Consider the following 25,294-nt stretch of genomic DNA (forward strand, 5'->3'; position numbering starts at 1 on the left):
ATGGCGATAAAAACATATAAACCGTATACACCTAGTCGTAGATTTATGACTACGCTTGATAATAGCGATATAACAAGTAGACCAACAGTTAGAAAACTACTTAAAAAACTTCCTGCAAAAGCAGGTAGAAATAGTTATGGAAGAATTACATCAAGACATAAAGAAGCTGGTGCTAAAAAGCTTTATAGAATAATAGATTTTAAAAGAAATAAGTTTGGTGTACCAGGAAGAGTTGCAACAGTTGAATATGATCCATACAGAAACTGTAGAATTTGTCTTGTTGTTTACAAAGATGGTGATAAAAGATATATCATTCAACCAAAAGGTTTAAAAGTTGGTGATACAGTTATGGCCGCAGAAGGTGGTCTTGATGTATTGCCAGGAAATGCAATGAAACTTAAAAATATTCCAGTTGGTACACTTGTACATAACATTGAACTAAGCCCAGGCCATGGCGGACAATTAGCAAGAAGTGCAGGAAGCTATGCGCAAATTATGGGTAGAGAAGATAAATATGTTATTTTAAGACTTCCAAGTGGTGAAATGAGATATGTACTTGGTGAGTGTATGGCAACAGTTGGAACTGTTGGAAATGAAGATTTTATAAATGTGACAATAGGAAAAGCTGGAAGAAATAGACATAGAGGTATAAGACCTCAAACAAGAGGTTCTGCTATGAACCCTGTTGATCACCCACACGGTGGTGGTGAGGGTAAAACTGGTCCAAGTAGAAACCCAGTTACACCATGGGGTGTACCTACAAAAGGTTATAAAACTAGAAAGAAAAAAGCTAGTGATAAATTAATAATTTCAAGAAGAAAAAAATAAGGTAGGGCAAAATGGCAAGAAGTATTAAAAAGGGACCATTTGTTGATGATCATTTAATGAAAAAAGTGATCAAAGCAAAAGAGAGTGGTGATAAAAAACCTATCAAAACTTGGTCAAGAAGAAGTACTATTATTCCTGAAATGATAGGTCTTACTATAAATGTACACAATGGTAGACAGTTTGTACCAGTTTATATCACTGAAAATCATGTTGGTTTTAAACTTGGTGAGTTTGCACCAACAAGAACTTTTAGAGGCCACAAAGGCTCAGTTCAGAAAAAGATAGGTAAATAAGGGTAGGCCATGAGTAAAGCGATATTAAGATTTGTAAGGCTCTCACCAACAAAAGCAAGATTGGTTGCAAGAGAAGTTCAGGGAATGAATGCAGAGCTAGCTCTAGCTAGTTTAGAATTTATGCCAAATAAGGCTGCAAAAATTATCTCTAAAGTTATTGCAAGTGCAGTTGCAAATGGTGGTTATGAGCCAGAAGAGGTAGTTATAACTTCTTGCAGAGTAGATAAAGGACCAGTACTAAAAAGATTTAGACCAAGAGCAAGAGGTAGAGCAAGTAGAATTGAAAAACCAACCTCTCATATTTATGTAGAAGTTGCACAAAAGAAGGATAGCTAATGGGTCAAAAAGTTAATCCAATTGGACTAAGATTAGGTATAAATAGGAACTGGGGTAGTAGGTGGTATCCAGATTATAATAGAATGCCAGATTTTGTAGAAGAAGATTATAAAATAAGAAATTTTCTTAAAAAAGAGCTTTATTATGCTGGCATTAGTGATATTATAATCGAAAGAACAGCAAAGAGACTTAGAGTAACTATAGTTGCAGCAAGACCTGGAATTATCATTGGTAAAAAAGGTGCTGATATAGAAAAAATTAAAGAAAAAGTTCAAAAACTTGTAAATAAAGATATCTCTATAAATATAAAAGAGCAAAAAAGACCACAAGCATCAGCACAGCTTGCTGCAGAAAATGTTGCAACTCAGCTTGAGAGAAGGGTTGCATTCAGAAGAGCTATGAAAAAAGTTATTCAAGCAGCTCAAAAAGCTGGAGCAAAAGGTATCAAAGTTTCTGTTGCAGGTCGTCTTGGTGGTGCTGAGATGGCAAGAACAGAATGGTATCTTGAAGGGAGAGTTCCTCTTCATACATTAAGAGCAAAAATTGATTATGGTTTTGCAGAAGCTCATACAACTTATGGAGTAATTGGAGTTAAGGTCTGGATCTTCAAAGGTGAAGTACTTCAAAAAGGTATTCAGCCTGAGAAAAAGGAAAGACCAAGAAGAAGAGCTCCAAGAAGGAGAGGTAAATAGCCATGTTGATGCCAAAGAAAACAAAGTTTAGAAAACAGCAAAAAGGTAGAAATAGAGGTAAGGCCTATAAAGGAAACAGCCTTGCTTTTGGAACAATTGGAATCAAAGCAGTTGAGCATGGCAGAATTGATTCTCGCCAGATTGAAGCTGCTAGGGTTGCTATGACAAGAAAAGTAAAAAGAACTGGAAAAATTTGGATAAGAGTTTTCCCAGATAAGCCTTTAACTAAAAAACCATTGGAGACAAGGATGGGTAAAGGTAAAGGTGGTGTTGAAAAATGGGTTATGAATATTAAACCTGGTCGTATCATTTATGAAATGGCTGGTGTTGAAGAGAGCTTAGCAAGAGAAGCTCTTGATCTTGCAAGATACAAACTACCATTTAAAACAAAAATTGTAACGCAAGAGAGTGAAAATGAAATATACTGAGATTAAAGATAAGAGCTTACAAGAGCTCGAAGGGATGTTAAGGGATAAAAAGTTGCTGCTTTTTCAACTAAGAGCCAAGTTGAAAACAATGCAGCTTCAAGATACTAGTGAAATTAGAAAAACAAGACGCGATATTGCTAGAATAAAAACAGCTATCGCGGCTAAGAAAAGGGCGTAAAGATGGCTTATAAAAGAGAAATTCAAGGTATTGTTGTAAAAAAGAGTGGTGATAAAACTGTATCACTACTTGTTGAAAGAAAAGTTTTACATCCAAGATACCATAAAATTGTAAAAAGATTTAAAAAATATCTTGTTCATGATGAAAAAAACCAAGTTAATGTTGGTGATGAAATTGTAGCAGTTGAATGCAGACCAATCTCTAAGAGAAAATCTTTTCGATTGAAAAGAATAGTCTCTACAGGAGTTAAGTAATGATTCAGAGTTTTACAAGATTAAACGTTGCTGATAATAGCGGCGCAAAAGAGATTATGTGTATTAAAGTGTTAGGCGGAAGTAAAAGAAGATATGCTTCTGTAGGAGATGTAATAGTTGCATCTGTTAAAAAAGCTTTGCCTAATGGTAAAGTTAAAAAAGGTCAAGTTGTAAAAGCTGTTGTTGTTAGAACAAAAAAAGAGATTCAAAGAGAAAATGGATCTTTAATAAGATTTGACGATAATGCAGCAGTTATTTTAGATAACAAAGGTGAACCTATTGGAACAAGGATTTTTGGTCCTGTTAGTAGGGAAGTTAGATATAAAAATTATATGAAAATAGTTTCACTTGCACCGGAGGTGCTATAATGGCAAAAAAATTTAAAATTAAAAAAGGTGATATCGTAGAAATCATCACTGGAGATGATAAAGGTAAAACAGGTGAAGTTTTAAAAGTTTTACCTAAAAAAGATGCAGTTATTGTTGCAGGATGCAAAATTGCTAAAAAAGCTGTTAAACCGACAGAAGAGAATCCTCAAGGAGGATTTATAAATAAAGAGATGCCTATTCATATTTCAAATGTACGTAAAGTAGAAGGTGGCAAATCATGATATTAGAGCTAAAGAAAAAATATAATGAAGAGGTAGTTCCAGCTCTTAAAAAAGAGCTTGATATTAAAAATCCTATGCTTACACCAAAAATTGAAAAAATTGTTATTAGTGTTGGTGCAGGTGAAGCTAGTAGAGATAGTAAGTTGATGCAAAATATTCAAGACACTATCTCTTTAATAGCTGGCCAGCATGCAGTAGTAACAAAAGCTAAAAAGAGTGAAGCTGGTTTTAAAATCCGTGAAGGTATGCCTGTTGGTGTAAAAGTAACACTAAGAGGCGATAGAATGTGGAACTTTTTGGAAAAATTAATTTATATTGCTCTTCCAAGAGTTAAAGATTTTAGAGGTCTACCAAGAAATGGTTTTGATGGAAGAGGAAACTATAACTTCGGTCTAGATGAGCAGTTGATGTTTCCAGAAGTTGATTATGATAACATTATAAAAACTCACGGTATGAATATTACAATAGTTACAACAACTGATAATGATAAAGAGGCAGCTAAAATGTTAGAGCTTCTTGGATTTCCATTTGCTAAAGGAAGGTCATAATGGCTAAAAAAAGTATGATAGCTAAGGCTAAAAGAAAGCCTAAATTTAAAGTAAGAGCTTATACACGATGTAGAATTTGTGGTAGACCACATTCTGTTTATAGAGATTTTGGTCTTTGTAGAATTTGTTTGAGAAAAATGGCTAGCGAAGGCTTGTTGCCAGGCGTTAGAAAAGCTAGCTGGTAACTTACAAATAGGTAGCGGAAATTCCGAACCCTATTTGATATTCTAAGTAAGGAGAAAAAATTGATTAATGATATGATTGCAGATTCAATAACAAGAATCAGAAATGCTGGAATGAGAAAACAAGAAGTAACAAAACTTTTATACTCTAAAATTGTTGAATCTATTGTAAAAATTTTACAAGATAAAGGCTATATAGAAAGTTATAAAGTTGTTGAAGAGGGAAACAAAAAATTTATAAATGTTGTTTTAAAATATGAAGAAAACGGAAAAGTTAAAAAACATGTAATTAATGAGATCAAAAGAATTTCTAAGCCTGGAAGAAGAATCTATAAAGGCAAAGATGAAATTAAAAGATTTAAAAACGGATATGGAACTATAATAGTAAGTACTTCAAAAGGAGTACTTCCAAATGATGAAGCCTACAGACTCGGTGTAGGTGGTGAAGTACTTCTTAGTGTATGGTAATAACGATATCCATTCATTAATTGTAGAAATATCGTAAAAGGAAAAAAAATGAGTAGAATTGGAAAGCAGCCTGTAGAGATTCCTGCAGGAGTTGAAGTTAAGATTGATGGTAATAAAATTGTTGCTAAAAAAGGTAACATTACAAAAGAAGTAGATACAAGAGGCTTTGTTAATGTTGAGATAAAAGATAATAAAGTAGTTTTTTCTCCAAAAGGAGATGACAGACAAAGCAGAGCTTTTTGGGGAACTTACAGAGCTTTAACAAATAATATGATTGAAGGTTTGACAAAAGGTTTTGAAAAAAGATTAGAAATCAATGGTGTTGGTTATAGGGCTCAGGTAAGTGGAAAAAACCTTGAACTTCAACTTGGTTTTTCACACCCTATAATTTTCCCGATTCCTGAAGGAATTGAGATAAAAGTTGAAAAAAATATAATAGTTGTAAAAGGTCATGATAAACAGCAAGTTGGACAAGTTGCTGCAAAAATTAGAGGCTTTAGACCACCTGAACCATATAAAGGTAAAGGTGTTAAATATGTGGATGAAGTTATCATTAGAAAAGCTGGTAAAACAGCTAAGAAATAGTAAGGGGCTTGTCTCATGAGAGAATCAATTCAAAGAAGAAAAAATAGACTTAGAATAAAAAGAAAAAGAAGAGTAAGAGGAAAAATCCTAGGTACAGAAAATAGACCTAGAGTTAGTGTTTTTAAATCAAATAGACACTTTTATGCTCAAGCTATTGATGATAGCAAAGGTCATACATTAGCTTATGCTGATGGTGCTAAAATGGGCTTAAAAGCCAATAGAGAAGATGTTAAAAAAGTTGCAGCAGTACTTGCTAAACAACTTAAAGAAAAAGGTATAGAAACAATCGTTTTTGATAGAAACGGATATCTTTACCATGGTGTTGTTGCATCATTTGCTGATGCATTAAGAGAAAACGGAATTAAGTTTTAAAGGTAGGTTCACATGGAAAAGTGGAATAGAGAAGAGTTTGAAGAAGTTGTTGTTAATATAGGAAGAGTGACAAAAGTTGTAAAGGGCGGTAGAAGATTTAGATTTAGTGCATTAGTTGTTGTTGGTGATAGAAAAGGACATGTTGGTTTTGGAATCGGTAAAGCAAAAGAGGTTCCAGACGCAATAAAAAAAGCAGTCGATAATGCATTTAAAAATATTACAACAGTTAATATTAAAGGTTCAACAATCGCCCACGATATTACACATAAATATAATTCAAGCAAAATTATATTAAAGCCAGCAAGTGAAGGTACTGGTGTTATTGCTGGTGGTGCAGCAAGACCAGTTATTGAACTTGCAGGAATAAAAGATATTTTGACTAAGTCTCTTGGATCAAACAATCCTTCAAACTTAGTAAGAGCAACAGTTGAAGCTCTTAGTAGAATTAAAGCATAGTCAAAATTAAAATAAGGATTAAATATGGCGCTTCATAATTTACAACCAGCAGCTGGAAGTACGCATAAAATAAAAAGAGTTGGACGTGGACAAGGTAGCGGTATGGGGAAAACTGCTACTAGAGGACAAAAAGGTCAAAAAAGTAGAACAGGTTATAAACAAAAAAGAGGTTTTGAAGGTGGACAACAGCCGCTTCAAAGAAGATTACCTAAAGTTGGATTTAGATCTCATGTGGAAAAACCTTATGTAATTAATGTTGACAAAGTTAAAAAAGTTGCTCAATTAGATGAGATAACAATAGATTCAATTAGAAGTGTTCATAAAATGGCTAAAACTGTTAAAAAAGTTAAATTAATAGGAACATCCGTTAAAGATATAGTTAATAAAATCAAAGATGAAAATATCACTTATAGCGGACAAAAATAATGAATAAAGCTCTTATAAATAAGATACTTATCACGCTTGGTTTTCTATTTTTATATAGAGTTTTGGCTTATATACCAGTTCCAGGCGTAAATATAGATGTTGTTAAAGAGTTTTTTGATTCCCAGGCTGGAAATGCCTTGGGAATGTTTAATATGTTTAGTGGAAATGCTGTTAGAAGATTAAGTATAATCTCTTTGGGAATCATGCCTTATATTACTGCTTCAATTATTATGGAACTGCTTGCTGCAACATTTCCATCTCTTGGACAGATGAAAAAAGAGAGAGATGGAATGGTTAAATATATGCAAATAATCAGATATGCTACTATCGCTATTACTTTAGTGCAAGCTATAGGTGTATCAATTGGTTTAAATAGTCTTACAGGAAAAGGTGGTGAGAGTGCAATAATGATTGATATGCCTACATTTGTTACAGTTGCAGCAATATCAATGTTAGCTGGAACAATGATTTTAATGTGGATAGGAGAGCAAATTACCCAAAGAGGTATTGGTAATGGTATCTCATTAATTATTTTTGCAGGTATAGTATCTGGTATTCCATCTGCAATTGCTGGTACTGTAAATCTTGTTAATACAGGTGAATTAAACTTTTTAGTTCTAATAGCAATATTTGCTATTATCCTAATTACAGTAGGTTTTATTATATATGTAGAACTTGGAGAAAGAAGAATACCAGTCTCTTATTCAAGAAAAGTAATGATGCAAAATCAGAAAAAAAGAGTAATGAATTATATTCCAATTAAAGTAAATTTAAGTGGTGTTATTCCACCAATTTTTGCATCAGCAATATTAATGTTTCCATCTACAATTTTACAAGCAAGTACGAATCCAATTATTCAAAAAATATCTGATATTTTAAATCCTAATGGATATTTTTTTAATATATTGATGTTCTTTTTTGTTATATTTTTTGCATACTTTTATGCCTCTATTGTATTTAATGCAAAAGATATTGCTGAAAATCTAAAACGTCAAGGTGGATTTATTCCTGGAGTTAGACCAGGAGAAAGTACAGCAGAGTTTTTAAATGAGGTTGCAAGTAGGTTAACATTTTGGGGTGCAATTTATCTAGGTATCATCTCAACACTTCCTTGGATATTAGTAAAAGGTATGGGAGTGCCATTTTATTTTGGTGGTACAGCTGTATTGATTGTTGTGCAGGTTGCTTTAGATACAATGAGAAAAATAGAAGCTCAAATTTATATGAGCAAATATGAAACATTAAGTGCTGTAGGTCTTTAATGTCTATAGCTATAAGAAAAAAAAGTGAAATTGAGGCTTTAAGAAAAGCCAATATAATAGTTGCTAAAACTCTTGAATTTTTGAAAACTAAATGTGTCCCTGGTATCTCTTTAAAAGAGTTGGATAAACTTGGTGAAGAGTTTATTAAAGACCATGGGGCACGCCCTTCATTTAAAGGCTTATATGGCTTTCCAGCTTCTGTTTGTACATCTGTTAATCAAGTAATTATTCATGGAATTCCTACTGATTATAGATTGAAAGAGGGAGACATAATAGGTCTGGATATTGGGACTGAATTGGATGGTTGGTATGGTGATGCTGCCATAACTGTTGGTGTCGGTGAAATAAGCAAAAAAGATAAAGAGCTTATAGATTGTGCTAAAGATGCTCTTTATTTTGCTATAGATATTATAAAACCTGGACTTAGATTTAAAGAACTAAGTTATGAACTTGAAAAATTTATTAAAAAAAGAGGTTTTGTTCCTTTACATAATTTTTGTGGTCATGGAATAGGAAGAAAACCTCATGAAGAACCTGAAATTCCAAACTATTTAGAACATGGTTCACCTAAAAGTGGACCTAAAATAAAAAACGGTATGGTTTTTTGTATTGAACCTATGATTTGTCAAAAAGATTCAACACCAAAAATATTAGATGATAAATGGTCTGTTGTAAGTGTTGATGGTTTAAATGGCTCACATTATGAGCATACCGTTGCTGTAATTGATGGAAAAGCAGAAATTTTGAGTAAGATTGAGTAAGTTAAGTAGTTAAGTGGTTGAGTGGTTAAGTAGTTGAGTAGTTGAGTGGTTAAAAGGCTTTATAGGCTATATATTAACATTTTTAAGAACTCATCCATTTTAACCATTTTAACTAATATATCAAATCAGGAGGATAAATGGCTAAAGATGATGTAATTGAAGTTGATGGTATAGTAAAAGAGGCTTTACCAAATGCAATGTTTAGAGTAGAGCTTGAAAATGGACATACAGTATTATGTCATATTGCTGGTAAGATGAGAATGCATTATATAAAAATATTACCTGGTGATAAAGTTAAAGTTGAATTAACACCATATAGTCTTGATAAAGGTAGAATAGTATTTAGATATAAATAGTTAAAAATTTAAAATTTATCTTAAATTAAGCTCTATTTCAGTATAATTATGTCCCTTTTTGGGAGTCTAGTGAAAAATCTTTGTAAAAAGTTGCACTCTTTTTACAAGGATTGGTTTAATAAAATTATTAAACCTAAGCGTACCGTAATAAAGTGCAGTTACTAGGGTTGAGGTAGAAGGTAGAAGGTAGAAGATAGAAGGAAAATATTCCTTCATCCTCCATCCTTCATCCTTCATCCTTCGCCCTTCTACCTATTTTGAAGGAGATGCAATGAAAGTAAGGCCATCTGTTAAGAAGATGTGTGAAAAGTGTAAGATCATTAAACGCAAAGGCGTTGTTAGAGTAATATGTGTAAATCCAAAACATAAACAGAGACAAGGATAGTAAATGGCTAGGATTGCTGGTGTAGATTTACCAAAAAACAAAAGAATAGAGTATGCATTACCATATGTTTATGGTATAGGTTTAGCAACTTCTAGAAAAATTCTTGATGCTACAGGTATCAGCTATGATAAAAGAGTTTATGAATTAACAGAAGATGAAGTTGCAAAAATAAACAAAGAGATAAGAGACAATTATATGGTAGAGGGAGACCTTAGAAGAAAAGTTGCTATGGATATAAAAGCACTTATGGATATAGGCTGTTATAGAGGCTTAAGACATAGACGTGGTCTTCCTGTAAGAGGACAAAGAACAAAAACTAATGCCAGAACAAGAAAAGGTAAAAAGAAAACTGTAGGTTCTAAATAAAGGATTGATAAATGGCAAAAAGAAGAGTAAGAAAAAAGATAGTTAAAAAAAATATTGCAAAAGGTATAGTTTATATAAACGCAACTTTTAATAATACAGTTGTTACTGTAACTGATGAAATGGGTAATGTAATCGCATGGAGTAGTGCTGGTAGCCTTGGTTTTAAAGGCAGTAAAAAATCTACTCCATTTGCAGCTCAACAAGCAGTTGAAGATGCTCTAAATAAAGCTAAAGAGCATGGTATTAAAGAAGTTGGTATAAAAGTACAAGGGCCAGGTAGTGGTAGAGATACAGCAGTAAAAACTGTAGGTGCAACTGAAGGTATAAAAGTACTTTTCTTTAAAGATATAACACCATTACCACACAACGGATGTAGACCTCCAAAAAGAAGAAGAGTTTAATATTACGGTACGCAAAAGTTATAGAATTTAAAGTTAGGAGAAACTATGGCAAGATATAGAGGTCCGGTTGAGAAGATTGAAAGACGTCTTGGTGTAAGCCTTGCATTAAAAGGTGAAAGAAGATTAGCTGGAAAATCGGCAATTGATAAAAGACCATATGCACCAGGACAGCATGGACAAAGAAGAGCAAAAATTAGTGAATATGGATTACAATTAAGAGAAAAACAAAAAGCTAAATTTATGTATGGTGTTGCTGAAAAGCAGTTTAGAAATCTTTTTAAAGAAGCTGCAAGAATGGAAGGCAATACCGGGGAAAATTTAATAATTTTACTTGAAAGACGTCTTGATAATGTAGTATATAGAATGGGTTTTGCTTCAACTAGAAGATTTGCAAGACAGCTTGTAAATCATGGACATGTTTTAGTAGATGGGAAAAGAGTTGATATTCCTTCATACAGAGTAAAACCAGGTCAAAAAATTGAAATAAGAGAGAAAAGCAAAAATAATCCTCAAATTCAAAGATCTATAGAACTTTCTAATCAAACTGGAATTGTTCCTTGGGTTGATGTTGATAAAGAAAAAGTTTTTGGTATATTTACAAGACTTCCAGAAAGAGAAGAGGTAGTTATACCTGTTGAAGAAAGATTAATAGTTGAGCTATACTCTAAATAATAGGTAGAAGGAAATGAGGTAGAAGGTGGAAGGATAATATTCCTTCTGCCTTTATCCTTCATCCTTCAACCTTCATCCTGTATAAAAAATTCAAAAAGAGAGAGTAAGCATGAAAAAAATTAAAACGTCACCTTATATGCCTACAGAGGTTGAAGTTTTTCAAACTGGCAAAAATAGTATAAGAATTGAGGCTTATCCATATGAGAGTGGATTTGCTATTTCTGTTGCACATCCTCTAAGAAGATTGTTACTTAGTAGCTCTATAGGCTATGCGCCTGTTGCTATCAAAATTGATGGAGTTGCTCATGAATTTGATAGCGTTAGAGGAATGTTAGAAGATGTTGCAGTTTTTATAATCAATTTAAAAAATATAAGATTTAAAATAAGAGATGATAGTGATAAAAAAGAGGTTTCTTACGAATTTAATGGTCCAAAAGAGATCTATGGCAAAGACCTTGAAAATGAGGACATTGAGATTGTTACACCTGATGCTTTTTTAGCAACTCTAAATGAAGATGCGAATCTAAAATTCTCTTTAATTATCCATAAAGGAATAGGTTATGTGCCAAGTGAAGAGATAAGAGAAGGTTTGCCAGAAGGCTATCTTCCACTTGACGCATTTTTTACACCTGTTAAAAAAGCCATTTATGATATAGAAAAAGTTTTGGTAGAAGATAATCCAAATTTTGAAAAGATTGTTTTTAATATTGAAACTGATGGACAAGTTGATCCACTTACTGCATTTAAAGATGCATTAGCCGTTATGTATAACCAAATGTCTGTTTTTAATAATGAGCTTAATGTTCAAGTAAGTGAAGAAAATACAAACAGTAAAAGTTCTAATGAGATAAAAAAATTTTTAGATTCAATTGATACTTTGAATTTGAGTGCAAGAAGTCATAACTGTCTTGAAAGAGCAGGGATAAAATATGTTGGCGAGCTTGTTTTAATGAGTGAAGATGAACTTAAAAATATAAAAAATCTAGGAAAAAAATCTTTAGATGAAATTAAAGAAAAGCTTGAAGAATTAGGCTATACAGCTGAAAATTTAAGTGAAGAACTTTTAGAAAAATTAAAGAAAAAGCTGGAAAATTTAAAGTCTTAAAGGATGTTTTATGAGACATAAACATGGTTACAGAAAACTTGGAAGAACGAGTTCACATAGAAAAGCTTTGCTAAAAAATTTAGCAATTGCTTTAATTATGAATGGAAAAATTGAAACAACAGTTGCAAAAGCAAAAACTTTAAGAAGCTATATAGAAAAACTGATAACAAAAGCTAAAAAGGGCGATTTTAATGCTCATAGAGAAGTTTTTGCTTATTTGCAGGATAAAGAAGCAACAAAAAAACTTATTAATGAGATTGCACCTAAGTATGAGTCAAGAAATGGTGGCTATACTAGAATTATAAAAACAAGAATTAGAAGAGGTGATGCTGCCCCTATGGCTTTCATAGAACTTGTATAATCATAGTTCAGGCTTTGCCTGAACTTTCTCCTCAATTAAAATAAATATTTAATCTTTATTAAAGCATACTTACCATATATTCCTTTTACATAAAATTATAGGAGTAAAAATGATACCTTTTAGTGACGAGGATCTTTTGCCTGCAGTAAAAAAATCTATTGAGAAAATAAGACCAATGTTAGCTTTAGATGGTGGCGATATAAAACTTTTAGGTGTAAAAAATGGAAAAGTATTTGTTTCACTTGGAGGAGCTTGTGTTGGTTGTGCAGCAAGTGGAAATACTTTAAAATATGGAGTAGAGAGACAATTAAAAATTGATATACATCCGGAAATAGAAGTTATAAATATTGCTCCAGATATGATTGACAAATGGGAAGAGATTGCACAGCAGTTAACAAAAGAAGAGGGAAAATGAGTAAAAAAGAGTTTAAAAAACTTTTTTCTAAAGCAAATAGAGCATTTTTGAATGGAGATTATAAAAAAGCAATTTTTTATTACTCTTTAATTTTAAAACAAGATCCTGAAAATAGAGAGGCAAAAATAGGAATTTTGCTTAGCGATTTAGCAACTGAAGAGAATGATGAAGCAAATGTTCTTTATGATTATTACTATTCATTAAAAAAAGAGAAAAATAAAGATGCAGAAAAAATAATAGAAGATATTATAAATTCTCATGATACAACACTTGATCAAATTTCTAAATTTATAAATGAAGATAATGAAGAGTTTGAAGAGGGAATAAGCTATAAAGATTTTAAAAAACATATAGAATATAGAGGAAGTTTTAAAAGAGCCTTTGAAGATATAATGTTTAGTACAAAAGTTATAATTCATGAAAAAAAAGATTTTTTAGATTTTTTAGAAGAGTTAATAGATAATGGCTATGAAGAGATGGCAATGAGTTATCTTGAAGATGCCTCTTCTTTATATCCTACAGATACAAAAATCAGAGAAATGTTTGAAAAAATTAAACCAAGAATAGACCATCATGAAAATTAATTTTAAAGATATAACTGTAACAGATAATACAAAAGAGTATAATGAAAATATTTATTTTTTAAAAACATCTCAAAATAGTAAATATGTAGATAAAAATATAAAAAACTTTATTACTCCAAAAGAGCTTATAAAAATTTTATCATTAGAAGATATAAAAATTATTGGTGTTACTGGAACTAATGGTAAAACAACTACAAGTGCTGCAATTTATTCTCTTTTAATTGATAGTGGTAAAAAGTGTGCTTTGCAAGGAACAAGAGGTTTTTTTATAAATGATGAAAAAATTGAGGATAAATCATTAACAACACCATCGATATTAAATACTATTAAACATCTATATCAAGCTAAAAAGAGAGATTGTGAATATTTTGTAATGGAAGTTAGTTCACATGCGATTGAGCAAAATAGAATAGAAGATTTAAATTTTTCATTAAAAATTCATACAAATATAACTCAAGACCATTTAGATTATCATAAAACTTTTAAAAATTATGTAGATATAAAAAATTCATTTTTTTTAGACGATTCAAAAAAACTTATAAACAAAGATGACCCATTAATAAAGTTTAATTATAAAAATGCATATAGTTATGGACTTGATAATCCATCAACTTTTCAAATATTGGCTTACTCATTAGAAAATGGTATTAGTGCTGCTATAAAATTTGCAGATGAAATTGCAGATTTTCACTCTCCTCTTATTGGTCTTTTTAATGTATATAACCTCGCTGCAGCCGTTAGTGCAGTTAAAATTTTAGAAAATATGCCATTAAATGAAATTTGCGAAAATGTAGAAAATTTTGCAGGTGTTAGTGGCAGAATGGAAGTAATAAATTATGAACCATTAATTATAATCGATTTTGCTCACACACCTGATGGAATGAAAAAGGTTTTTGAATCTTTTCCTGGTAAAGATTTGGTTTGTGTTTTTGGTGCTGGTGGAGATAGAGATAGAGATAAAAGAGCTAAAATGGGTGATATTGCTTCAAGATTTTGCAAAAAAATTTATATTACAAGTGACAATCCAAGAAGCGAAAAACCAATTGATATTATAAATGATATTTATCAAGGTGTAGTGGATAAGAATAAAGCAGAGCTAATTGAAGATAGAAAAGAGGCGATAAAAAAAGCAATTAAAAATTTAAAAAGTGATGAAATTTTGCTTATTCTTGGAAAAGGGGATGAAACATATCAAGAGATAAATGGTAAAAAAATTCCTTTTGATGATAGAGAAATTGTGAGAGAGTCATTAGTCATTAGTCATTAGTTATTGGTTATTGGTTATTGGTTATTGGTTATTGGTTATTAAATGGCTTAAATGAAACTTTTACTAATAACTAATTGCCAATAACTAATAACTATTTAAAGAATTATTGCTAAAATTCAGACAAATTTAGTATGATTTAAAGGAGAAAAAAATGGGAATGCCTCAACCAGCTTTTTATTTATTCAAATGTGAGCAATCAGCACCTCCAGGTTTTCCAAAGCCAAGTTGTGTAAATGCAAATGATCCTGAATCTCAACAACTTTTTCAATATATGGCACAAAAATTGATGGAAAAAGGAATTATTGCAACTGTTCAGCCAGTAAGAACTGGATGTTTAAATAGATGTCAATTAGGGCCTGTTATGCTTGTTGAACCGGGTCATTTTATGTATGTTGGACTAAATAAGGAAAAAATTGATAAAATTATAGATGAACATATTATTGGTGGAAAACCAGTAGAAGAGTATTTGATTCCAAAAGAGTATTGGGATGAGCCAATAAGTGTAGCAGATATGATAAAAATGAGTAGTGGAGCATAATATGCAAATTGAGATGCTTTATAGCAAAATTCATCGAGCAACAGTAACTGATGCAAACTTAAACTATGTTGGATCAATTACTATCGATGAAGAGCTTCTTGAAGCAGCAAAACTAAGAGTAGGTCAAAAAGTTGAAATTTTAAATATAAATAATGGAGAAAGATTTACTACTTATGTAATTAAAGGTGAAAGAGGCAAAAGAGATATTTGTCTTAATGGAGCAGCTGCAAGAAAGGCTCATCCAGGAGATAAAATAATTATAGTAGCCTATGCACTTTTTAATGAAGAAGAGTTGGAAAATTATGAGCCTACAATAGTTTTGGTAAATGAAAATAATGATATTGATGAAATATTAAATTATATGTGATATAGTTGAGTGGTTAAGTGGTATTTGTTGAATCACTTAACTATTTTAACTTTTTTAACTACTCAACTAATTATAAAAGAAGGGAAAGAATGTTTGATAAACTAAATCTTGGGGATTTAGGAAAAGTATTAGAAGAGATACAAGAAAAAGCCAAAAAAATACAAGAAGAGAGTGAAAAAAAAGTATTTGTTGCAAAAAGTGGTGGTGGATTAGTAAAAGTAAGTGCTAATGGTAAAGGTGAAATTATAGATATAGATATTGATGATTCACTACTTGAAGATAAAGAATCTTTACAGATACTCTTAATAAGTGCAATAAATGATGTTCTTAAAATGGTTGAAGAAGAAAAGAAAAGAGTTGCAATGAATCTTATGGGTGGACAAAATCCTTTTGGACAACAATAGATGAGTCTAAAAGAAAATTTTGAAAAATATCTTCTGTCAAATCTTATAAATGTAGAGAGTTTTCATCCCTATTTCAATGAAGCTTTAAATTATATGCTAAAAGCTGGGGGAAAAAGATTTAGGCCTCTTTTGCTTTTGAATGTTGTAAAAGCATATGAACCTCTTCTTTTAAAAAACTCATATCCAATAGCCGCAGCAATAGAATTTTTACACACTTACTCTTTAATACATGATGATCTGCCAAGTATGGATAATGCTGATCTTAGAAGAGGATATAAAACTTTACATAAAAAATATGATGAAACTACAGCAATATTAGTTGGTGATGCATTAAATACACACTCATTTTATCTTATTTCAACTGCACCATTATCTTCAGATGTAAAAACGAAGCTTTCTTATGAATTATCATATAATGGTGGAATATATGGAATGGTTTTAGGTCAAGCTATAGATTGCTACTTTGAAAATAAAATATTAGATATTGAAAAATTAAAATTTTTACATATTCATAAAACTGCCAAACTTATTGCTGCGAGTTTGAAAATGGGTGCAATTATTTGTGAAAAAGATGAAGATTTTCAAAATAGGCTTTATAATTTTGGAATAGACCTTGGACTTTTATTTCAGATTCAAGATGATTTGATTGATTCTTTAGAAGATGAAAAGAGTGCTGGAAAAACAACTTCCAATGATACTAATAAAAACAGTTTTGTAAATCTGCTTGGTGTTGATGGAGCATATAATGAAGCGGAAAAATTAGCATTGAAGTTAGAAAATGAGTTAAATAGTTTTGATAAAAATCTAAAAGAGAGTTTAGAAAATCTTTTAACTGAATATATTTTTAGACATCGGAAGTTTATGAATAAATAGTTATTAGTCATTAGTCATTGAGAATTGGGAATCAGTGTGTTAACAGTTAAGTACAAATAAGAGTATAATTACTAATTCACTAACACTAAATCCTAATAGTCACTAATAACTAATAACTAATGACTAATGACTATTGACTATTGACTAATAAAAGTGAGGTAAACATGGATAATAAAATGCGAAAAAAGATGGCTGATACTATAAGATTTTTAGGTCTTGACATGATACAAAAGGCAAACAGCGGGCATCCAGGAGTAGTTTTGGGTCTAGCAGATGTTGCTGTAGTTTTAAGTGAGCATTTAAAACATAATCCTAAAAATCCAAAATGGATAAATAGAGATAGATTAGTTTTTAGTGGAGGCCATGCCACCGGTTTAATTTATTCTCTTTTATATCTTTGGGGTTATGATATAAGCTTAGAAGATTTAAAAGAGTTTAGACAGTTTGGTTCAAAGACTCCAGGGCATCCAGAATATGGTCATACGCCAGGAGTTGAAATCACTACCGGTCCTCTTGGACAAGGTGTTGCAAATGCTGTTGGTATGGCTATGGCACAAAGATATTTAGAATATCTTTTAAACAGTGAAAGTGCTAAAGTAATTGATCATAAAGTTTACTGTTTATGTGGAGATGGAGATTTAGAAGAGGGAATAAGTTATGAAGCATGTGCCATTGCAGGAAGATTTGCACTTAATAATTTGATAATGATTTATGATAGTAATCATATTACAATTGAAGGCGATACATCTATAGCATGGAATGAAAATATTAGAGATAGATTTGAAGCTCAAAATTGGGATGTTATTGAAGTTGATGGTCATAATTATGATGATATTGATTCTGCTTTAAATTGGGCAAAAAGAAGAGATAAACCTGTTTTAATAATATCACATTCAGTTATTGCAAAAGGTAGCTGTAAATATGAGGGTGATCCACACTCTCATGGTGCTCCTCTTGGAGAAGATGATATTAGATGTGCAAAAGAGAAAGCGGGTTTTGATCCAGATAAACACTTTTTTGTACCAGAAGATGTACTGGTTAGATTTAGATGTGCAGTTGAAAAGGGCGAGCTTGCAGAAAAAGAGTGGAAAAAACTTCTTTTAGAATTGCCATATAAAGAGCAAAATGAACTCTTAAATATTTTACAAAATCCAGATTTTAGCTCAATTGAGTGGCCTGAGTTTGAGCCTGGAAGCGAAATTGCTACAAGAGATAGTAATGGAAAAATTTTAAATGCTATTGCTAAAGCTCTTCCTGGATTTGTAGGAGGAAGCGCGGATTTAGCACCATCAAATAAAACATATCTTCAAGGCTTTGGAGATTTTCCAAAAGGGAAAAATTTTCATTTTGGAATAAGAGAGCATTCAATGGGAGCAATTTCAAATGGAATGGCTGCATATGGATTAGTTATTCCATTTAATGCTACATTTTTTGTATTTAGCGATTATCAAAAACCAGCAGTTAGAATTGCTGCTTTATCAAATTTAAAAAACTATTTTGTATGGACTCATGATAGTATTGGTGTAGGTGAAGATGGACCTACACATCAACCAATTGAGCATTTAAGCCAATTTAGAGCTTTGCCTAATTTTTATGTTTTTAGGCCAGCAGATGCTACTGAAAATGTTGAATGTTGGAAAGCTGCATTGAATCTAAATAAACCATGCGGTTTTGTTCTTAGCCGTCAGAAACTGAAAACTTTAAAACCTCAAAGAGATTATGGTGATCCAAAATTTGGTGGATATATTATTAAAAAAAGAGATAATGCTAAAATAACATTAATAGCAACTGGAAGCGAAGTAATGCTTGCGCTTCAGGCTGGATGCCATTTAGAAGAGAGAGGCATAAATGCAAATATTGTTAGTATGCCTTGTATGGAGCTATTTTTAGAACAGTCAAAAGAGTATCAAGATAGTGTAATTGATAAAAATACAAAAGTTTTGGCTATTGAAGCAGCTTCAGGAGTTGAGTGGTATAGATTTGCCGATGACGTTTTAGCAATAGAAAATAGATTTGGTGCAAGCGGTAAGGCAAGTGAAATTTTTAAAGAGTATGGTTTTACTATACAAAATGTGATTGATAGAATTGAAAAGTTGTTGAGAAGTTGAGTGGTTGATTAGTTGGGTGGTTAAGTGGTTGAACCACTCAACTATTTTAACCTTTTTAACTACTCAACTATTCTAAATATTTATAACTATAGGTGTTCTAAACTAATCTTCAAATCTATATATAAATCTTGTATAAATTTTATCTTTTTTCAATTCAGATTTGACTTTTATCTTTTTTGGTAAAAAGAACAGCTTTTTTATATCTTTACTAACCTCTTTTTCTATTTTTCTTTGAGTCTTTTTTATTTTAATTACACCAAGATTTAATGAATGAATTGGTTGTTTTAATTTTTTTTCTAATAAAAGAGAATCAAGATCCTTTGGCCTATTTTTAAACAGATCAATTTGACAATATGTATCATTAATATCGCAAGGTTTTGTTATAATCACATCATTTTTTGGAGCATACTCCTTTTTTCTTAGTGCTTCTTCTAAAGGATTAGAAGCTTTTAGAAAATGTTTTGAAATAAGAGTAATTGTTAAAATAAAAGATATTAAAATTATTATTTTTATATATTTCATATATCTACCTTTATATTTTTATAATTTTAACATAGGAGAATTTATGAAAATACTATTTTCACCAAGCGAAGCAAAAATAAGTGGAGGAGATTTTAAAAAATTAAATATTGATTCGTTTAAGTTTAATGAGTGTAACAAATCTAGACTAGAAATACTGGAAAAATATAACAATTATTTAAAAAATAGTTGTATAGAAGAATTATGTAATTTTTTTGGCCTAAAAGATATAAATGAATGCAAAAAATATAAAATTGATATTTTTAATGAAAAAACAACTAAGGCAATTGAGAGATATTTGGGCGTAGCTTATAAATATTTAGATTATAAATCATTAAATGAGAAAGAGAAAAATTTTATTGATGAAAATGTTATTATTTTTTCCAACCTATTTGGTCCATTACTTGCAAAAGATAAAATACCAAATTATAAATTTAAACAGGGTGCTAAATTAAAAGATCTAAAAATAGAAAAAATATATAAAGAGAGTTGTAGCAGTATTTTAGATAAATTTTTAGAAGATGAAGATATTTTAGATCTTAGGGCAGGATTTTATGAGAAATTTTATATACCAAATAAATACTATACAAAACTGAAATTTATTAAAAACGGAAAAGTAGTTAGTCATTTTGCTAAAGCATATAGAGGAATTATTTTAAGAGAATTAGCAAAAAATAAAATTGAATCAATAGATGAATTTATGGGACTTAACATTGAAAAATTATCAATAGTAGAGATAAAAAAAGGAAAAAAATTTCAAGAAATTGTTTATGAAATATTGACAAGTTAGAAAAAAATTAGTAAAATTTCAGTCCAAATTATGTGCCGGTGTAGCTCAGTTGGCTAGAGCAGCTGATTTGTAATCAGCAGGTCGGGGGTTCGAGTCCCTTCACCGGCTCCATTTTAAATCAGTGTTTGACCAGTAAGACACTGGTGGGATACTCAAGTGGTCAACGAGGGCAGACTGTAAATCTGCTGGCTTTCGCCTTCGGAGGTTCGAATCCTCCTCCCACCACCATTAGTGTCATATGCGGGAGTAGCTCAGTTGGCTAGAGCATCAGCCTTCCAAGCTGAGGGTCGCGGGTTCGAGTCCCGTCTCCCGCTCCATAAACTGGGAGCTGAACTAAAAAGACTCCATTCCTACTTATTAGTTTCACCTCCCAATAGATTATTATAGTTATTGAAAATCAGTGTCACATAATAAGGTGTGCCCAGATAGCTCAGTGGCAGAGCACTTCCTTGGTAAGGAAGAGGTCGGCGGTTCAATCCCGCTTCTGGGCTCCATCCAAAATTAAATAAATTCTTAAGAAAATATTTGGGTAATTTTTAGTAGAATTAGCCCGAATTTTAATCTAAATTAAATGGAGGAAAAGATGGCTAAAGAAAAATTTGTCAAAACCAAGCCACACGTTAACATTGGTACAATCGGTCACGTTGACCATGGTAAAACTACTCTAACTGCTGCCATAACTGCAGTTCTTGCTGAAAAAGGTTATGCAGAAAAAAGAGATTATGACCAAATAGACAATGCACCTGAAGAGAGAGAAAGAGGTATTACAATAGCAACTTCTCACGTTGAATATGAAACTGACAAAAGACACTATGCACACGTTGACTGTCCAGGACACGCAGACTATGTTAAAAATATGATTACTGGGGCAGCACAAATGGATGGAGCTATATTAGTTGTTTCTGCTGCTGACGGTCCTATGCCACAAACAAGAGAGCATATCCTTCTTGCAAGACAAGTCGGAGTTCCTTACATTGTTGTATTTTTAAATAAAGAAGATATGGTTGATGATCCAGAGCTTCTTGAACTTGTTGAAATGGAAGTTAGAGAGCTTTTAAATGAATATGATTTCCCAGGCGATGATGTTCCTGTTATTGCTGGATCAGCTCTTAAAGCTTTAGAAGAAGCTAAAGAGGGAAAAATTGGACCATGGTCTGAAAAAATCTTAAAACTAATGGAAGCTGTTGATGAATATATTCCAACACCAGAAAGAGATATTGATAAACCTTTCTTAATGCCAATTGAAGATGTTTTCTCTATCTCTGGTAGAGGTACTGTTGTTACAGGTAGAATTGAAAGAGGTATTGTAAAAGTTGGTGACGAAGTTGAAATAGTTGGAATTAGACCAACTCAAAAAACAACAGTTACCGGCGTTGAAATGTTTAGAAAAGAGCTTGATCAAGGTGAAGCTGGAGATAATGTTGGTGTTCTTTTAAGAGGTACTAAAAAAGAGGATGTTGAAAGAGGTATGGTACTTTGCCAACCAGGATCAATTACACCTCATACAAAATTTGAAGCAGAAGTTTATGTTTTAACAAAAGAAGAGGGTGGAAGACATACTCCATTCTTCAGTGGTTATAGACCACAATTTTATGTTAGAACAACTGACGTAACTGGTAGTGTTATCCTTCCAGAGGGAACTGAAATGGTTATGCCTGGAGATAATGTAAAAATTACAGCTGAACTTATTGCACCAATTGCTCTTGAAGAAGGAACAAGATTTGCTATCAGAGAAGGCGGTAGAACTGTAGGTGCTGGAGTTGTAACTAAAATAATCGAATAATTATAAGGGGCTTTGCCCCTATTAAAAGGCAAAAAAATGAGAGAAATTATTCATTTAGCTTGTGAGAAGTGCAAAAGAAGAAATTATCACACAACTAAAAATAAAAAAACACACACTGAAAAATTTCAAATAAGAAAATATTGTAAATTTTGTAGACAACATACAATTCATAAAGAAGCAAAACTTTAATAAAGGAAGAAGGTAGAAGGAAACAAATCCTTCATCCTTCAACCTTAATATAGGGCAGTAGCTCCAATGGTAGAGCGGCGGTCTCCAAAACCGCGTGTTGGGGGTTCGAGTCCCTCCTGCCCTGCCACTAAAGGAAAATGATGGAAAAATTTTTAAAATATTTTAATGAAGCAAAGTTAGAGATACAAAAAGTTATTTTTCCTACTAAAGATCAAGTAAAAAATGCTTATATAGCTGTATTTGTTGTAGTATTAATTGTATCACTATTTTTAGCATTGATAGATTTAACAATGTCATTTTCTCTTTCACATATAATGTAATTTAAGGAAAAAATTAGATGGCACATAAATGGTATGCAATCCAGGTTTACGCTGGAAGTGAACAAGCAGTAAAAAAAGCTATTGAAAATTTAGCGAAAGATGAGCATTTAGAAGACAAAATAAAAGAAGTAATTGTACCTACTGAAGATGTTATTGAGGTAAAAAAAGGTAAAAAGAAAATAACACAGCGTGCTTTGTATCCTGGATATGTTTTTGCACTTATTGATTTGGATTTAGATCTTTGGCATAAAATTCAGTCAATGCCTAAAGTAGGAAGATTTATCGGAGAATCAAAAAAACCAACCCCTCTAAGTGAAGAGGATGTTAAAGTAATACTTGAAAAAGCAAAACAAAAAACTGCGCCAAAACCAAAAATCTCTTTTGAACCTGGTGAAGTTGTTAGAATTATAGAAGGTCCATTTGCAAATTTTACTGGTGTTGTTGAAGAGTATGATATGGAACATGGAAAACTGAAATTAAATGTTTCTATATTTGGAAGAAGTACGCCAGTAGAAATTTTATATTCTCAAGTTGAAAAAATAATCTAATCAAACAAGAAAGGAAAATAGATGGCTAAAAAAGTTGTTGGTGAAATAAAGCTGCAAATTCCAGCCGGAAAAGCAAATCCATCACCTCCTGTTGGACCAGCTCTTGGTCAAAGAGGTGTTAATATTATGGAATTTTGTAAAGCTTTTAATGAAAAAACTAAAGATATGATGGGATTTAATATCCCTGTAATTATTACTGTATATGCTGATAGAAGCTTTACTTTTATTACAAAACAGCCGCCTGCATCTGATTTAATCAAAAAAGCAGCAGGTATTCAAAAAGGAAGTGATAACCCACTTAAAAATAAAGTTGGAAAAATAACTCAAGCTCAACTTGAAGAGATAGCAAAAACTAAAATGCCAGATCTAAATACTGATGATTTAGAAGCAGCAAAAAGAACAATTGCTGGTTCATGTAGAAGTATGGGTGTTGAGATAGTTGACTAATAATCCTGACCGCTTGGATAAAGCGGTAGCAAATAAAATGCGGAGAGTAATATGGGAAAAAAACATTCAAAAAGATATCAACAATTATTAGAAAAGATTGAAAAAGGTAAAATCTATTCTTTAGAAGAAGCAGTAAATAAAGTAAAAGATTTAAAATCTGCAAAATTTGACGAAACTGTAGAAGTTGCTTTAAGACTTGGTGTTGATCCTAGACATGCAGATCAAATGGTTAGAGGCTCTGTTGTATTACCACATGGTACTGGAAAGAAAGTAAGAGTAGCAGTATTTGCAAAAGGTGTTAAAGCTGACGAAGCAAAAGAGTGTGGTGCAGATGTTGTGGGAGCAGAAGATTTAGTTGAAGATATTCAAAATGGAAAAATTGATTTTGATATAGCTATTGCAACACCAGATATGATGGGTCTAGTTGGTAAAATAGGTAGAATTTTAGGACCAAAAGGGCTTATGCCTAACCCTAAAACTGGTACTGTAACTATGGATGTTTGCAAAGCAGTTAAAAATGCAAAAAGTGGTCAAGTTAATTTTAGAGTTGATAAAAAAGGTAATATTCACGCTGGTATAGGAAAGGTGAGTTTTTCTGAAGAAGCAATAAAAGAGAATTTAGAAGAGTTTATAAGAGCTATAAATAAGTTAAAACCAGCTGCTGCAAAAGGAAAATATATAAGACATGCAGCTTTGTCTCTAACTATGAGTCCGGCAATTGAATTAAATACACAAGAATTAATGGATTTAAAATAGTTTAAAATTTTTTCAAACTTTATCTTAGACTGAAGATAGCGGGCATTTTGATAAGACCTGCTTGAAGTCTTCTGTCGGAAAGGAGGTTAAAAAATTGACTAGAGCCCAAAAAGAAGAGGTTGTTGCTAAACTCTCTGAAGAGTTTAAAAATGCAGCAGCTATAATAGACTGTGATTATAAAGGAATGAGTGTATCACAGTTGGAATCTTTGAGAAAAAAAGCCAAAGAAAATGGGCTAAAAGCGCAAGTTGTAAAAAACACTCTTGCAATGATAGCTCTTAAAAACTCTGGCATCGAAGATTTTCAACTAAAAGATACAAATATCCTTGTTTGGGGAGATGATTTAGTAACATTAGCAAAAACAGTTACTGAATTTGCTAAAGAAGCTCCTGAAGGATTTAAAATAAAACAGGGATATTTTGAGGGTGAAGTTGCGGATGCTGCAAAAATTGAAGCATACTCTAAACTTCCAAGCAAAGAAGAGCTTCTTGGTATGCTTCTATCTGTTTGGACAGCACCAATGCGCAACCTTCTTTATGTATGGAATGCACCTAAACAAAATTTTGTTACTGTGCTTGAAAATATTAAACAACAAAAAGAAAATGCTTAAAATTTAAAAAAATAAGGAGAGAAAAATGGCAATAACTAAAGAAGATGTAATTGAGTATATATCTAATCTATCTGTATTAGAATTAAGTGAATTAGTAAAAGAATTTGAAGAAAAATTTGGTGTTAGTGCTCAGCCAACTGTTGTAGCTGGAGCTGTTGCTGCAGGTGGAGCTGAAGGTGGAGCTGCTGGTGAAGAAAAAACAGAATTTGATGTAGTTCTAACTGATCCAGGTGCTAAAAAAATAAATGCAATTAAAGTTGTTAGAGCTATTACAGGTCTTGGATTAAAAGAAGCAAAAGAAGCTGTTGAAAGTGCACCTACAACAATAAAAGAAGGTGTAAGCAAAGAAGAAGCTGAAGAGATTAAAAAACAATTTGAAGAAGCTGGTGCAAAAGTAGAGATTAAATAATTTTGCAAAATAAAATTAAAAGAGAGGTTTATCCTCTCTTTA

The 25,294-nt window shown here is 31.7% G+C and carries 43 protein-coding genes and 5 tRNA genes; 47 read left to right on the top strand and 1 reads right to left on the bottom strand.

The genetic code is table 11. The features are described from left to right. From rplB to tkt, 33 genes are all read left to right on the top strand, one after another. Positions 1-828: a 50S ribosomal protein L2 gene (gene rplB / locus QML81_RS04150; RefSeq protein WP_281951924.1), complete on the top strand. Its 828-nt coding sequence runs from the start codon at positions 1-3 to the stop codon at positions 826-828. Between the two features lie 11 nt (positions 829-839). Next, entirely contained in the window at positions 840-1,121 is a 282-nt protein-coding gene (gene rpsS / locus QML81_RS04155) for a 30S ribosomal protein S19 (protein WP_281951925.1), read from the top strand. Positions 1,122-1,130: 9 nt separating this feature from the next. Next, positions 1,131-1,457 carry a 50S ribosomal protein L22 gene (rplV, locus tag QML81_RS04160; protein ID WP_281951926.1) on the top strand — a complete coding sequence of 109 codons (327 nt, stop codon included), beginning with the start codon at positions 1,131-1,133 and terminating at the stop codon, positions 1,455-1,457. Then, entirely contained in the window at positions 1,457-2,149 is a 693-nt protein-coding gene (gene rpsC, locus QML81_RS04165) for a 30S ribosomal protein S3 (protein ID WP_281951927.1), read from the top strand. Before rplV ends, rpsC begins: the two co-directional genes overlap by 1 nt. Positions 2,150-2,151: 2 nt before the next feature. Continuing rightward, complete coding sequence (gene rplP, locus QML81_RS04170; protein WP_281951928.1) at positions 2,152-2,577, top strand: 50S ribosomal protein L16; 426 nt, start codon at positions 2,152-2,154, stop codon at positions 2,575-2,577. Then, entirely contained in the window at positions 2,564-2,755 is a 192-nt protein-coding gene (gene rpmC, locus QML81_RS04175) for a 50S ribosomal protein L29 (protein ID WP_281951929.1), read from the top strand. Before rplP ends, rpmC begins: the two co-directional genes overlap by 14 nt. A gap of 2 nt (positions 2,756-2,757) precedes the next feature. Continuing rightward, entirely contained in the window at positions 2,758-3,009 is a 252-nt protein-coding gene (gene rpsQ, locus QML81_RS04180) for a 30S ribosomal protein S17 (protein WP_281951930.1), read from the top strand. After that, complete coding sequence (gene rplN, locus QML81_RS04185; RefSeq protein ID WP_187647505.1) at positions 3,009-3,377, top strand: 50S ribosomal protein L14; 369 nt, start codon at positions 3,009-3,011, stop codon at positions 3,375-3,377. The genes rpsQ and rplN overlap by 1 nt, the downstream gene beginning before the upstream one ends. Continuing rightward, positions 3,377-3,619, top strand: coding sequence for a 50S ribosomal protein L24 (rplX, locus tag QML81_RS04190; RefSeq protein WP_281951931.1), 243 nt, complete (start codon positions 3,377-3,379; stop codon positions 3,617-3,619). Before rplN ends, rplX begins: the two co-directional genes overlap by 1 nt. Next, positions 3,619-4,167: a 50S ribosomal protein L5 gene (gene rplE / locus QML81_RS04195; protein WP_345741160.1), complete on the top strand. Its 549-nt coding sequence runs from the start codon at positions 3,619-3,621 to the stop codon at positions 4,165-4,167. Before rplX ends, rplE begins: the two co-directional genes overlap by 1 nt. After that, the gene (locus tag QML81_RS04200) at positions 4,167-4,352 is read left to right on the top strand and encodes a type Z 30S ribosomal protein S14 (RefSeq protein ID WP_187647502.1); all 186 of its coding nucleotides are present in this window, start codon (positions 4,167-4,169) and stop codon (positions 4,350-4,352) included. The genes rplE and QML81_RS04200 overlap by 1 nt, the downstream gene beginning before the upstream one ends. 60 nt (positions 4,353-4,412) lie before the next feature. Beyond that, positions 4,413-4,817 (top strand): 30S ribosomal protein S8, encoded by a 405-nt coding sequence (gene rpsH, locus QML81_RS04205; protein ID WP_281951933.1) that lies wholly within the window; start codon positions 4,413-4,415, stop codon positions 4,815-4,817. 48 nt (positions 4,818-4,865) lie between these two features. Further along, the gene (gene rplF / locus QML81_RS04210) at positions 4,866-5,402 is read left to right on the top strand and encodes a 50S ribosomal protein L6 (RefSeq protein WP_281951934.1); all 537 of its coding nucleotides are present in this window, start codon (positions 4,866-4,868) and stop codon (positions 5,400-5,402) included. Positions 5,403-5,417: 15 nt separating this feature from the next. Beyond that, the gene (gene rplR / locus QML81_RS04215) at positions 5,418-5,774 is read left to right on the top strand and encodes a 50S ribosomal protein L18 (RefSeq protein WP_281951935.1); all 357 of its coding nucleotides are present in this window, start codon (positions 5,418-5,420) and stop codon (positions 5,772-5,774) included. 12 nt (positions 5,775-5,786) lie between these two features. Continuing rightward, on the top strand, positions 5,787-6,230 hold the full coding sequence (gene rpsE, locus QML81_RS04220) for a 30S ribosomal protein S5 (protein WP_281951936.1): 444 nt from the start codon (positions 5,787-5,789) through the stop codon (positions 6,228-6,230). Positions 6,231-6,254: 24 nt separating this feature from the next. Then, positions 6,255-6,656 (top strand): 50S ribosomal protein L15, encoded by a 402-nt coding sequence (gene rplO / locus QML81_RS04225; RefSeq protein WP_281951937.1) that lies wholly within the window; start codon positions 6,255-6,257, stop codon positions 6,654-6,656. After that, entirely contained in the window at positions 6,656-7,918 is a 1,263-nt protein-coding gene (gene secY / locus QML81_RS04230; protein WP_281951938.1) for a preprotein translocase subunit SecY, read from the top strand. Before rplO ends, secY begins: the two co-directional genes overlap by 1 nt. Then, positions 7,918-8,679: a type I methionyl aminopeptidase gene (gene map / locus QML81_RS04235; protein WP_281951939.1), complete on the top strand. Its 762-nt coding sequence runs from the start codon at positions 7,918-7,920 to the stop codon at positions 8,677-8,679. The genes secY and map overlap by 1 nt, the downstream gene beginning before the upstream one ends. A gap of 137 nt (positions 8,680-8,816) precedes the next feature. Next, positions 8,817-9,035 carry a translation initiation factor IF-1 gene (gene infA, locus QML81_RS04240; protein WP_281951940.1) on the top strand — a complete coding sequence of 73 codons (219 nt, stop codon included), beginning with the start codon at positions 8,817-8,819 and terminating at the stop codon, positions 9,033-9,035. 271 nt (positions 9,036-9,306) lie between these two features. Beyond that, positions 9,307-9,420 (top strand): 50S ribosomal protein L36, encoded by a 114-nt coding sequence (rpmJ, locus tag QML81_RS04245; protein WP_012081622.1) that lies wholly within the window; start codon positions 9,307-9,309, stop codon positions 9,418-9,420. 3 nt (positions 9,421-9,423) lie between these two features. After that, the gene (gene rpsM / locus QML81_RS04250) at positions 9,424-9,786 is read left to right on the top strand and encodes a 30S ribosomal protein S13 (RefSeq protein WP_281951941.1); all 363 of its coding nucleotides are present in this window, start codon (positions 9,424-9,426) and stop codon (positions 9,784-9,786) included. Between the two features lie 11 nt (positions 9,787-9,797). Beyond that, positions 9,798-10,187: a 30S ribosomal protein S11 gene (gene rpsK / locus QML81_RS04255; RefSeq protein WP_281951942.1), complete on the top strand. Its 390-nt coding sequence runs from the start codon at positions 9,798-9,800 to the stop codon at positions 10,185-10,187. Positions 10,188-10,232: 45 nt separating this feature from the next. Then, entirely contained in the window at positions 10,233-10,859 is a 627-nt protein-coding gene (rpsD, locus tag QML81_RS04260; RefSeq protein ID WP_281951943.1) for a 30S ribosomal protein S4, read from the top strand. 109 nt (positions 10,860-10,968) lie between these two features. Further along, on the top strand, positions 10,969-11,964 hold the full coding sequence (locus tag QML81_RS04265; RefSeq protein ID WP_281951944.1) for a DNA-directed RNA polymerase subunit alpha: 996 nt from the start codon (positions 10,969-10,971) through the stop codon (positions 11,962-11,964). 10 nt (positions 11,965-11,974) lie between these two features. After that, the gene (gene rplQ / locus QML81_RS04270; RefSeq protein ID WP_281951945.1) at positions 11,975-12,325 is read left to right on the top strand and encodes a 50S ribosomal protein L17; all 351 of its coding nucleotides are present in this window, start codon (positions 11,975-11,977) and stop codon (positions 12,323-12,325) included. Between the two features lie 109 nt (positions 12,326-12,434). Further along, a complete protein-coding gene (locus QML81_RS04275; protein ID WP_281951946.1) occupies positions 12,435-12,740 on the top strand; it encodes a NifU family protein in 306 nt (101 codons plus the stop codon). After that, positions 12,737-13,324, top strand: coding sequence for a hypothetical protein (locus tag QML81_RS04280; protein WP_281951947.1), 588 nt, complete (start codon positions 12,737-12,739; stop codon positions 13,322-13,324). Before QML81_RS04275 ends, QML81_RS04280 begins: the two co-directional genes overlap by 4 nt. Continuing rightward, positions 13,314-14,591, top strand: a complete 1,278-nt coding sequence (locus tag QML81_RS04285) for a UDP-N-acetylmuramoyl-L-alanyl-D-glutamate--2,6-diaminopimelate ligase (protein ID WP_281951948.1) — start codon at positions 13,314-13,316, stop codon at positions 14,589-14,591. Before QML81_RS04280 ends, QML81_RS04285 begins: the two co-directional genes overlap by 11 nt. A 151-nt stretch (positions 14,592-14,742) precedes the next feature. Next, a complete protein-coding gene (locus QML81_RS04290; protein WP_281951949.1) occupies positions 14,743-15,129 on the top strand; it encodes a (2Fe-2S) ferredoxin domain-containing protein in 387 nt (128 codons plus the stop codon). Position 15,130: 1 nt separating this feature from the next. Next, on the top strand, positions 15,131-15,496 hold the full coding sequence (panD, locus tag QML81_RS04295; RefSeq protein ID WP_281951950.1) for an aspartate 1-decarboxylase: 366 nt from the start codon (positions 15,131-15,133) through the stop codon (positions 15,494-15,496). Between the two features lie 89 nt (positions 15,497-15,585). Beyond that, entirely contained in the window at positions 15,586-15,900 is a 315-nt protein-coding gene (locus tag QML81_RS04300; protein WP_281951951.1) for a YbaB/EbfC family nucleoid-associated protein, read from the top strand. Beyond that, positions 15,901-16,773 (top strand): polyprenyl synthetase family protein, encoded by an 873-nt coding sequence (locus QML81_RS04305; protein ID WP_281951952.1) that lies wholly within the window; start codon positions 15,901-15,903, stop codon positions 16,771-16,773. 164 nt (positions 16,774-16,937) lie between these two features. Further along, a complete protein-coding gene (tkt, locus tag QML81_RS04310) occupies positions 16,938-18,881 on the top strand; it encodes a transketolase (protein ID WP_345741147.1) in 1,944 nt (647 codons plus the stop codon). 102 nt (positions 18,882-18,983) lie between these two features. Here tkt and QML81_RS04315 read toward each other — a convergent pair whose 3' ends face one another. Beyond that, on the bottom strand, positions 18,984-19,403 hold the full coding sequence (locus QML81_RS04315; RefSeq protein WP_281951954.1) for a hypothetical protein: 420 nt from the start codon (positions 19,401-19,403) through the stop codon (positions 18,984-18,986). A 43-nt stretch (positions 19,404-19,446) separates the two neighbouring features. On the opposite strand from QML81_RS04315, the gene QML81_RS04320 reads away from it, so the two are divergent. From QML81_RS04320 to rplL, 14 genes are all read left to right on the top strand, one after another. Next, positions 19,447-20,190, top strand: a complete 744-nt coding sequence (locus QML81_RS04320; RefSeq protein WP_281951955.1) for a YaaA family protein — start codon at positions 19,447-19,449, stop codon at positions 20,188-20,190. 34 nt (positions 20,191-20,224) lie between these two features. Further along, a tRNA-Thr gene (locus QML81_RS04325) sits at positions 20,225-20,301 on the top strand. Positions 20,302-20,332: 31 nt separating this feature from the next. Beyond that, positions 20,333-20,418: transfer RNA gene (locus QML81_RS04330), tRNA-Tyr, on the top strand. 12 nt (positions 20,419-20,430) lie between these two features. Beyond that, a tRNA-Gly gene (locus QML81_RS04335) sits at positions 20,431-20,507 on the top strand. A 102-nt stretch (positions 20,508-20,609) separates the two neighbouring features. After that, a tRNA-Thr gene (locus QML81_RS04340) sits at positions 20,610-20,684 on the top strand. 89 nt (positions 20,685-20,773) lie between these two features. Further along, positions 20,774-21,973: an elongation factor Tu gene (tuf, locus tag QML81_RS04345; RefSeq protein ID WP_281951956.1), complete on the top strand. Its 1,200-nt coding sequence runs from the start codon at positions 20,774-20,776 to the stop codon at positions 21,971-21,973. A gap of 36 nt (positions 21,974-22,009) precedes the next feature. Next, on the top strand, positions 22,010-22,162 hold the full coding sequence (rpmG, locus tag QML81_RS04350) for a 50S ribosomal protein L33 (RefSeq protein ID WP_281951957.1): 153 nt from the start codon (positions 22,010-22,012) through the stop codon (positions 22,160-22,162). 51 nt (positions 22,163-22,213) lie between these two features. Then, a tRNA-Trp gene (locus QML81_RS04355) sits at positions 22,214-22,289 on the top strand. Positions 22,290-22,302: 13 nt separating this feature from the next. Continuing rightward, positions 22,303-22,482, top strand: coding sequence for a preprotein translocase subunit SecE (secE, locus tag QML81_RS04360; protein ID WP_281951958.1), 180 nt, complete (start codon positions 22,303-22,305; stop codon positions 22,480-22,482). Positions 22,483-22,499: 17 nt separating this feature from the next. Beyond that, the gene (gene nusG, locus QML81_RS04365) at positions 22,500-23,030 is read left to right on the top strand and encodes a transcription termination/antitermination protein NusG (protein WP_281951959.1); all 531 of its coding nucleotides are present in this window, start codon (positions 22,500-22,502) and stop codon (positions 23,028-23,030) included. Positions 23,031-23,051: 21 nt separating this feature from the next. Next, a complete protein-coding gene (gene rplK / locus QML81_RS04370; RefSeq protein WP_281951960.1) occupies positions 23,052-23,477 on the top strand; it encodes a 50S ribosomal protein L11 in 426 nt (141 codons plus the stop codon). 51 nt (positions 23,478-23,528) lie between these two features. Continuing rightward, the gene (gene rplA, locus QML81_RS04375) at positions 23,529-24,233 is read left to right on the top strand and encodes a 50S ribosomal protein L1 (protein WP_281951961.1); all 705 of its coding nucleotides are present in this window, start codon (positions 23,529-23,531) and stop codon (positions 24,231-24,233) included. Between the two features lie 94 nt (positions 24,234-24,327). Beyond that, positions 24,328-24,843 (top strand): 50S ribosomal protein L10, encoded by a 516-nt coding sequence (rplJ, locus tag QML81_RS04380; RefSeq protein ID WP_281951962.1) that lies wholly within the window; start codon positions 24,328-24,330, stop codon positions 24,841-24,843. A 25-nt stretch (positions 24,844-24,868) separates the two neighbouring features. Next, entirely contained in the window at positions 24,869-25,252 is a 384-nt protein-coding gene (gene rplL / locus QML81_RS04385) for a 50S ribosomal protein L7/L12 (protein WP_281951963.1), read from the top strand. The last annotated feature ends 42 nt before the right edge of the window (positions 25,253-25,294 follow it).

Source organism: Nitrosophilus kaiyonis, assembly GCF_027943725.1.
GTDB lineage: Bacteria > Campylobacterota > Campylobacteria > Campylobacterales > Nitratiruptoraceae > Nitrosophilus_A > Nitrosophilus_A kaiyonis.

Coding starts and splice junctions, on each gene's coding strand:
- rplF (WP_281951934.1), top strand. CDS start 4,866: ATGAGTAGAATTGGAAAGCAGCCTGTAGAGATTCCTGCAGGAGTTGAA.
- QML81_RS04265 (WP_281951944.1), top strand. CDS start 10,969: ATGAAAAAAATTAAAACGTCACCTTATATGCCTACAGAGGTTGAAGTT.
- QML81_RS04300 (WP_281951951.1), top strand. CDS start 15,586: ATGTTTGATAAACTAAATCTTGGGGATTTAGGAAAAGTATTAGAAGAG.
- nusG (WP_281951959.1), top strand. CDS start 22,500: ATGGCACATAAATGGTATGCAATCCAGGTTTACGCTGGAAGTGAACAA.
- rpmC (WP_281951929.1), top strand. CDS start 2,564: ATGAAATATACTGAGATTAAAGATAAGAGCTTACAAGAGCTCGAAGGG.
- infA (WP_281951940.1), top strand. CDS start 8,817: ATGGCTAAAGATGATGTAATTGAAGTTGATGGTATAGTAAAAGAGGCT.
- QML81_RS04280 (WP_281951947.1), top strand. CDS start 12,737: ATGAGTAAAAAAGAGTTTAAAAAACTTTTTTCTAAAGCAAATAGAGCA.
- secY (WP_281951938.1), top strand. CDS start 6,656: ATGAATAAAGCTCTTATAAATAAGATACTTATCACGCTTGGTTTTCTA.
- QML81_RS04275 (WP_281951946.1), top strand. CDS start 12,435: ATGATACCTTTTAGTGACGAGGATCTTTTGCCTGCAGTAAAAAAATCT.
- rplP (WP_281951928.1), top strand. CDS start 2,152: ATGTTGATGCCAAAGAAAACAAAGTTTAGAAAACAGCAAAAAGGTAGA.
- rplN (WP_187647505.1), top strand. CDS start 3,009: ATGATTCAGAGTTTTACAAGATTAAACGTTGCTGATAATAGCGGCGCA.
- rplK (WP_281951960.1), top strand. CDS start 23,052: ATGGCTAAAAAAGTTGTTGGTGAAATAAAGCTGCAAATTCCAGCCGGA.
- QML81_RS04200 (WP_187647502.1), top strand. CDS start 4,167: ATGGCTAAAAAAAGTATGATAGCTAAGGCTAAAAGAAAGCCTAAATTT.
- rpsE (WP_281951936.1), top strand. CDS start 5,787: ATGGAAAAGTGGAATAGAGAAGAGTTTGAAGAAGTTGTTGTTAATATA.
- rpsQ (WP_281951930.1), top strand. CDS start 2,758: ATGGCTTATAAAAGAGAAATTCAAGGTATTGTTGTAAAAAAGAGTGGT.
- map (WP_281951939.1), top strand. CDS start 7,918: ATGTCTATAGCTATAAGAAAAAAAAGTGAAATTGAGGCTTTAAGAAAA.
- rplR (WP_281951935.1), top strand. CDS start 5,418: ATGAGAGAATCAATTCAAAGAAGAAAAAATAGACTTAGAATAAAAAGA.
- secE (WP_281951958.1), top strand. CDS start 22,303: ATGGAAAAATTTTTAAAATATTTTAATGAAGCAAAGTTAGAGATACAA.
- rplQ (WP_281951945.1), top strand. CDS start 11,975: ATGAGACATAAACATGGTTACAGAAAACTTGGAAGAACGAGTTCACAT.
- rplO (WP_281951937.1), top strand. CDS start 6,255: ATGGCGCTTCATAATTTACAACCAGCAGCTGGAAGTACGCATAAAATA.
- rplX (WP_281951931.1), top strand. CDS start 3,377: ATGGCAAAAAAATTTAAAATTAAAAAAGGTGATATCGTAGAAATCATC.
- rpsS (WP_281951925.1), top strand. CDS start 840: ATGGCAAGAAGTATTAAAAAGGGACCATTTGTTGATGATCATTTAATG.
- QML81_RS04305 (WP_281951952.1), top strand. CDS start 15,901: ATGAGTCTAAAAGAAAATTTTGAAAAATATCTTCTGTCAAATCTTATA.
- rpmJ (WP_012081622.1), top strand. CDS start 9,307: ATGAAAGTAAGGCCATCTGTTAAGAAGATGTGTGAAAAGTGTAAGATC.
- rplB (WP_281951924.1), top strand. CDS start 1: ATGGCGATAAAAACATATAAACCGTATACACCTAGTCGTAGATTTATG.
- QML81_RS04315 (WP_281951954.1), bottom strand. CDS start 19,403: ATGAAATATATAAAAATAATAATTTTAATATCTTTTATTTTAACAATT.
- rplA (WP_281951961.1), top strand. CDS start 23,529: ATGGGAAAAAAACATTCAAAAAGATATCAACAATTATTAGAAAAGATT.
- rpmG (WP_281951957.1), top strand. CDS start 22,010: ATGAGAGAAATTATTCATTTAGCTTGTGAGAAGTGCAAAAGAAGAAAT.
- rplV (WP_281951926.1), top strand. CDS start 1,131: ATGAGTAAAGCGATATTAAGATTTGTAAGGCTCTCACCAACAAAAGCA.
- tuf (WP_281951956.1), top strand. CDS start 20,774: ATGGCTAAAGAAAAATTTGTCAAAACCAAGCCACACGTTAACATTGGT.
- rpsK (WP_281951942.1), top strand. CDS start 9,798: ATGGCAAAAAGAAGAGTAAGAAAAAAGATAGTTAAAAAAAATATTGCA.
- QML81_RS04290 (WP_281951949.1), top strand. CDS start 14,743: ATGGGAATGCCTCAACCAGCTTTTTATTTATTCAAATGTGAGCAATCA.
- rpsM (WP_281951941.1), top strand. CDS start 9,424: ATGGCTAGGATTGCTGGTGTAGATTTACCAAAAAACAAAAGAATAGAG.
- QML81_RS04285 (WP_281951948.1), top strand. CDS start 13,314: ATGAAAATTAATTTTAAAGATATAACTGTAACAGATAATACAAAAGAG.
- QML81_RS04320 (WP_281951955.1), top strand. CDS start 19,447: ATGAAAATACTATTTTCACCAAGCGAAGCAAAAATAAGTGGAGGAGAT.
- rplL (WP_281951963.1), top strand. CDS start 24,869: ATGGCAATAACTAAAGAAGATGTAATTGAGTATATATCTAATCTATCT.
- rpsC (WP_281951927.1), top strand. CDS start 1,457: ATGGGTCAAAAAGTTAATCCAATTGGACTAAGATTAGGTATAAATAGG.
- panD (WP_281951950.1), top strand. CDS start 15,131: ATGCAAATTGAGATGCTTTATAGCAAAATTCATCGAGCAACAGTAACT.
- tkt (WP_345741147.1), top strand. CDS start 16,938: ATGGATAATAAAATGCGAAAAAAGATGGCTGATACTATAAGATTTTTA.
- rpsD (WP_281951943.1), top strand. CDS start 10,233: ATGGCAAGATATAGAGGTCCGGTTGAGAAGATTGAAAGACGTCTTGGT.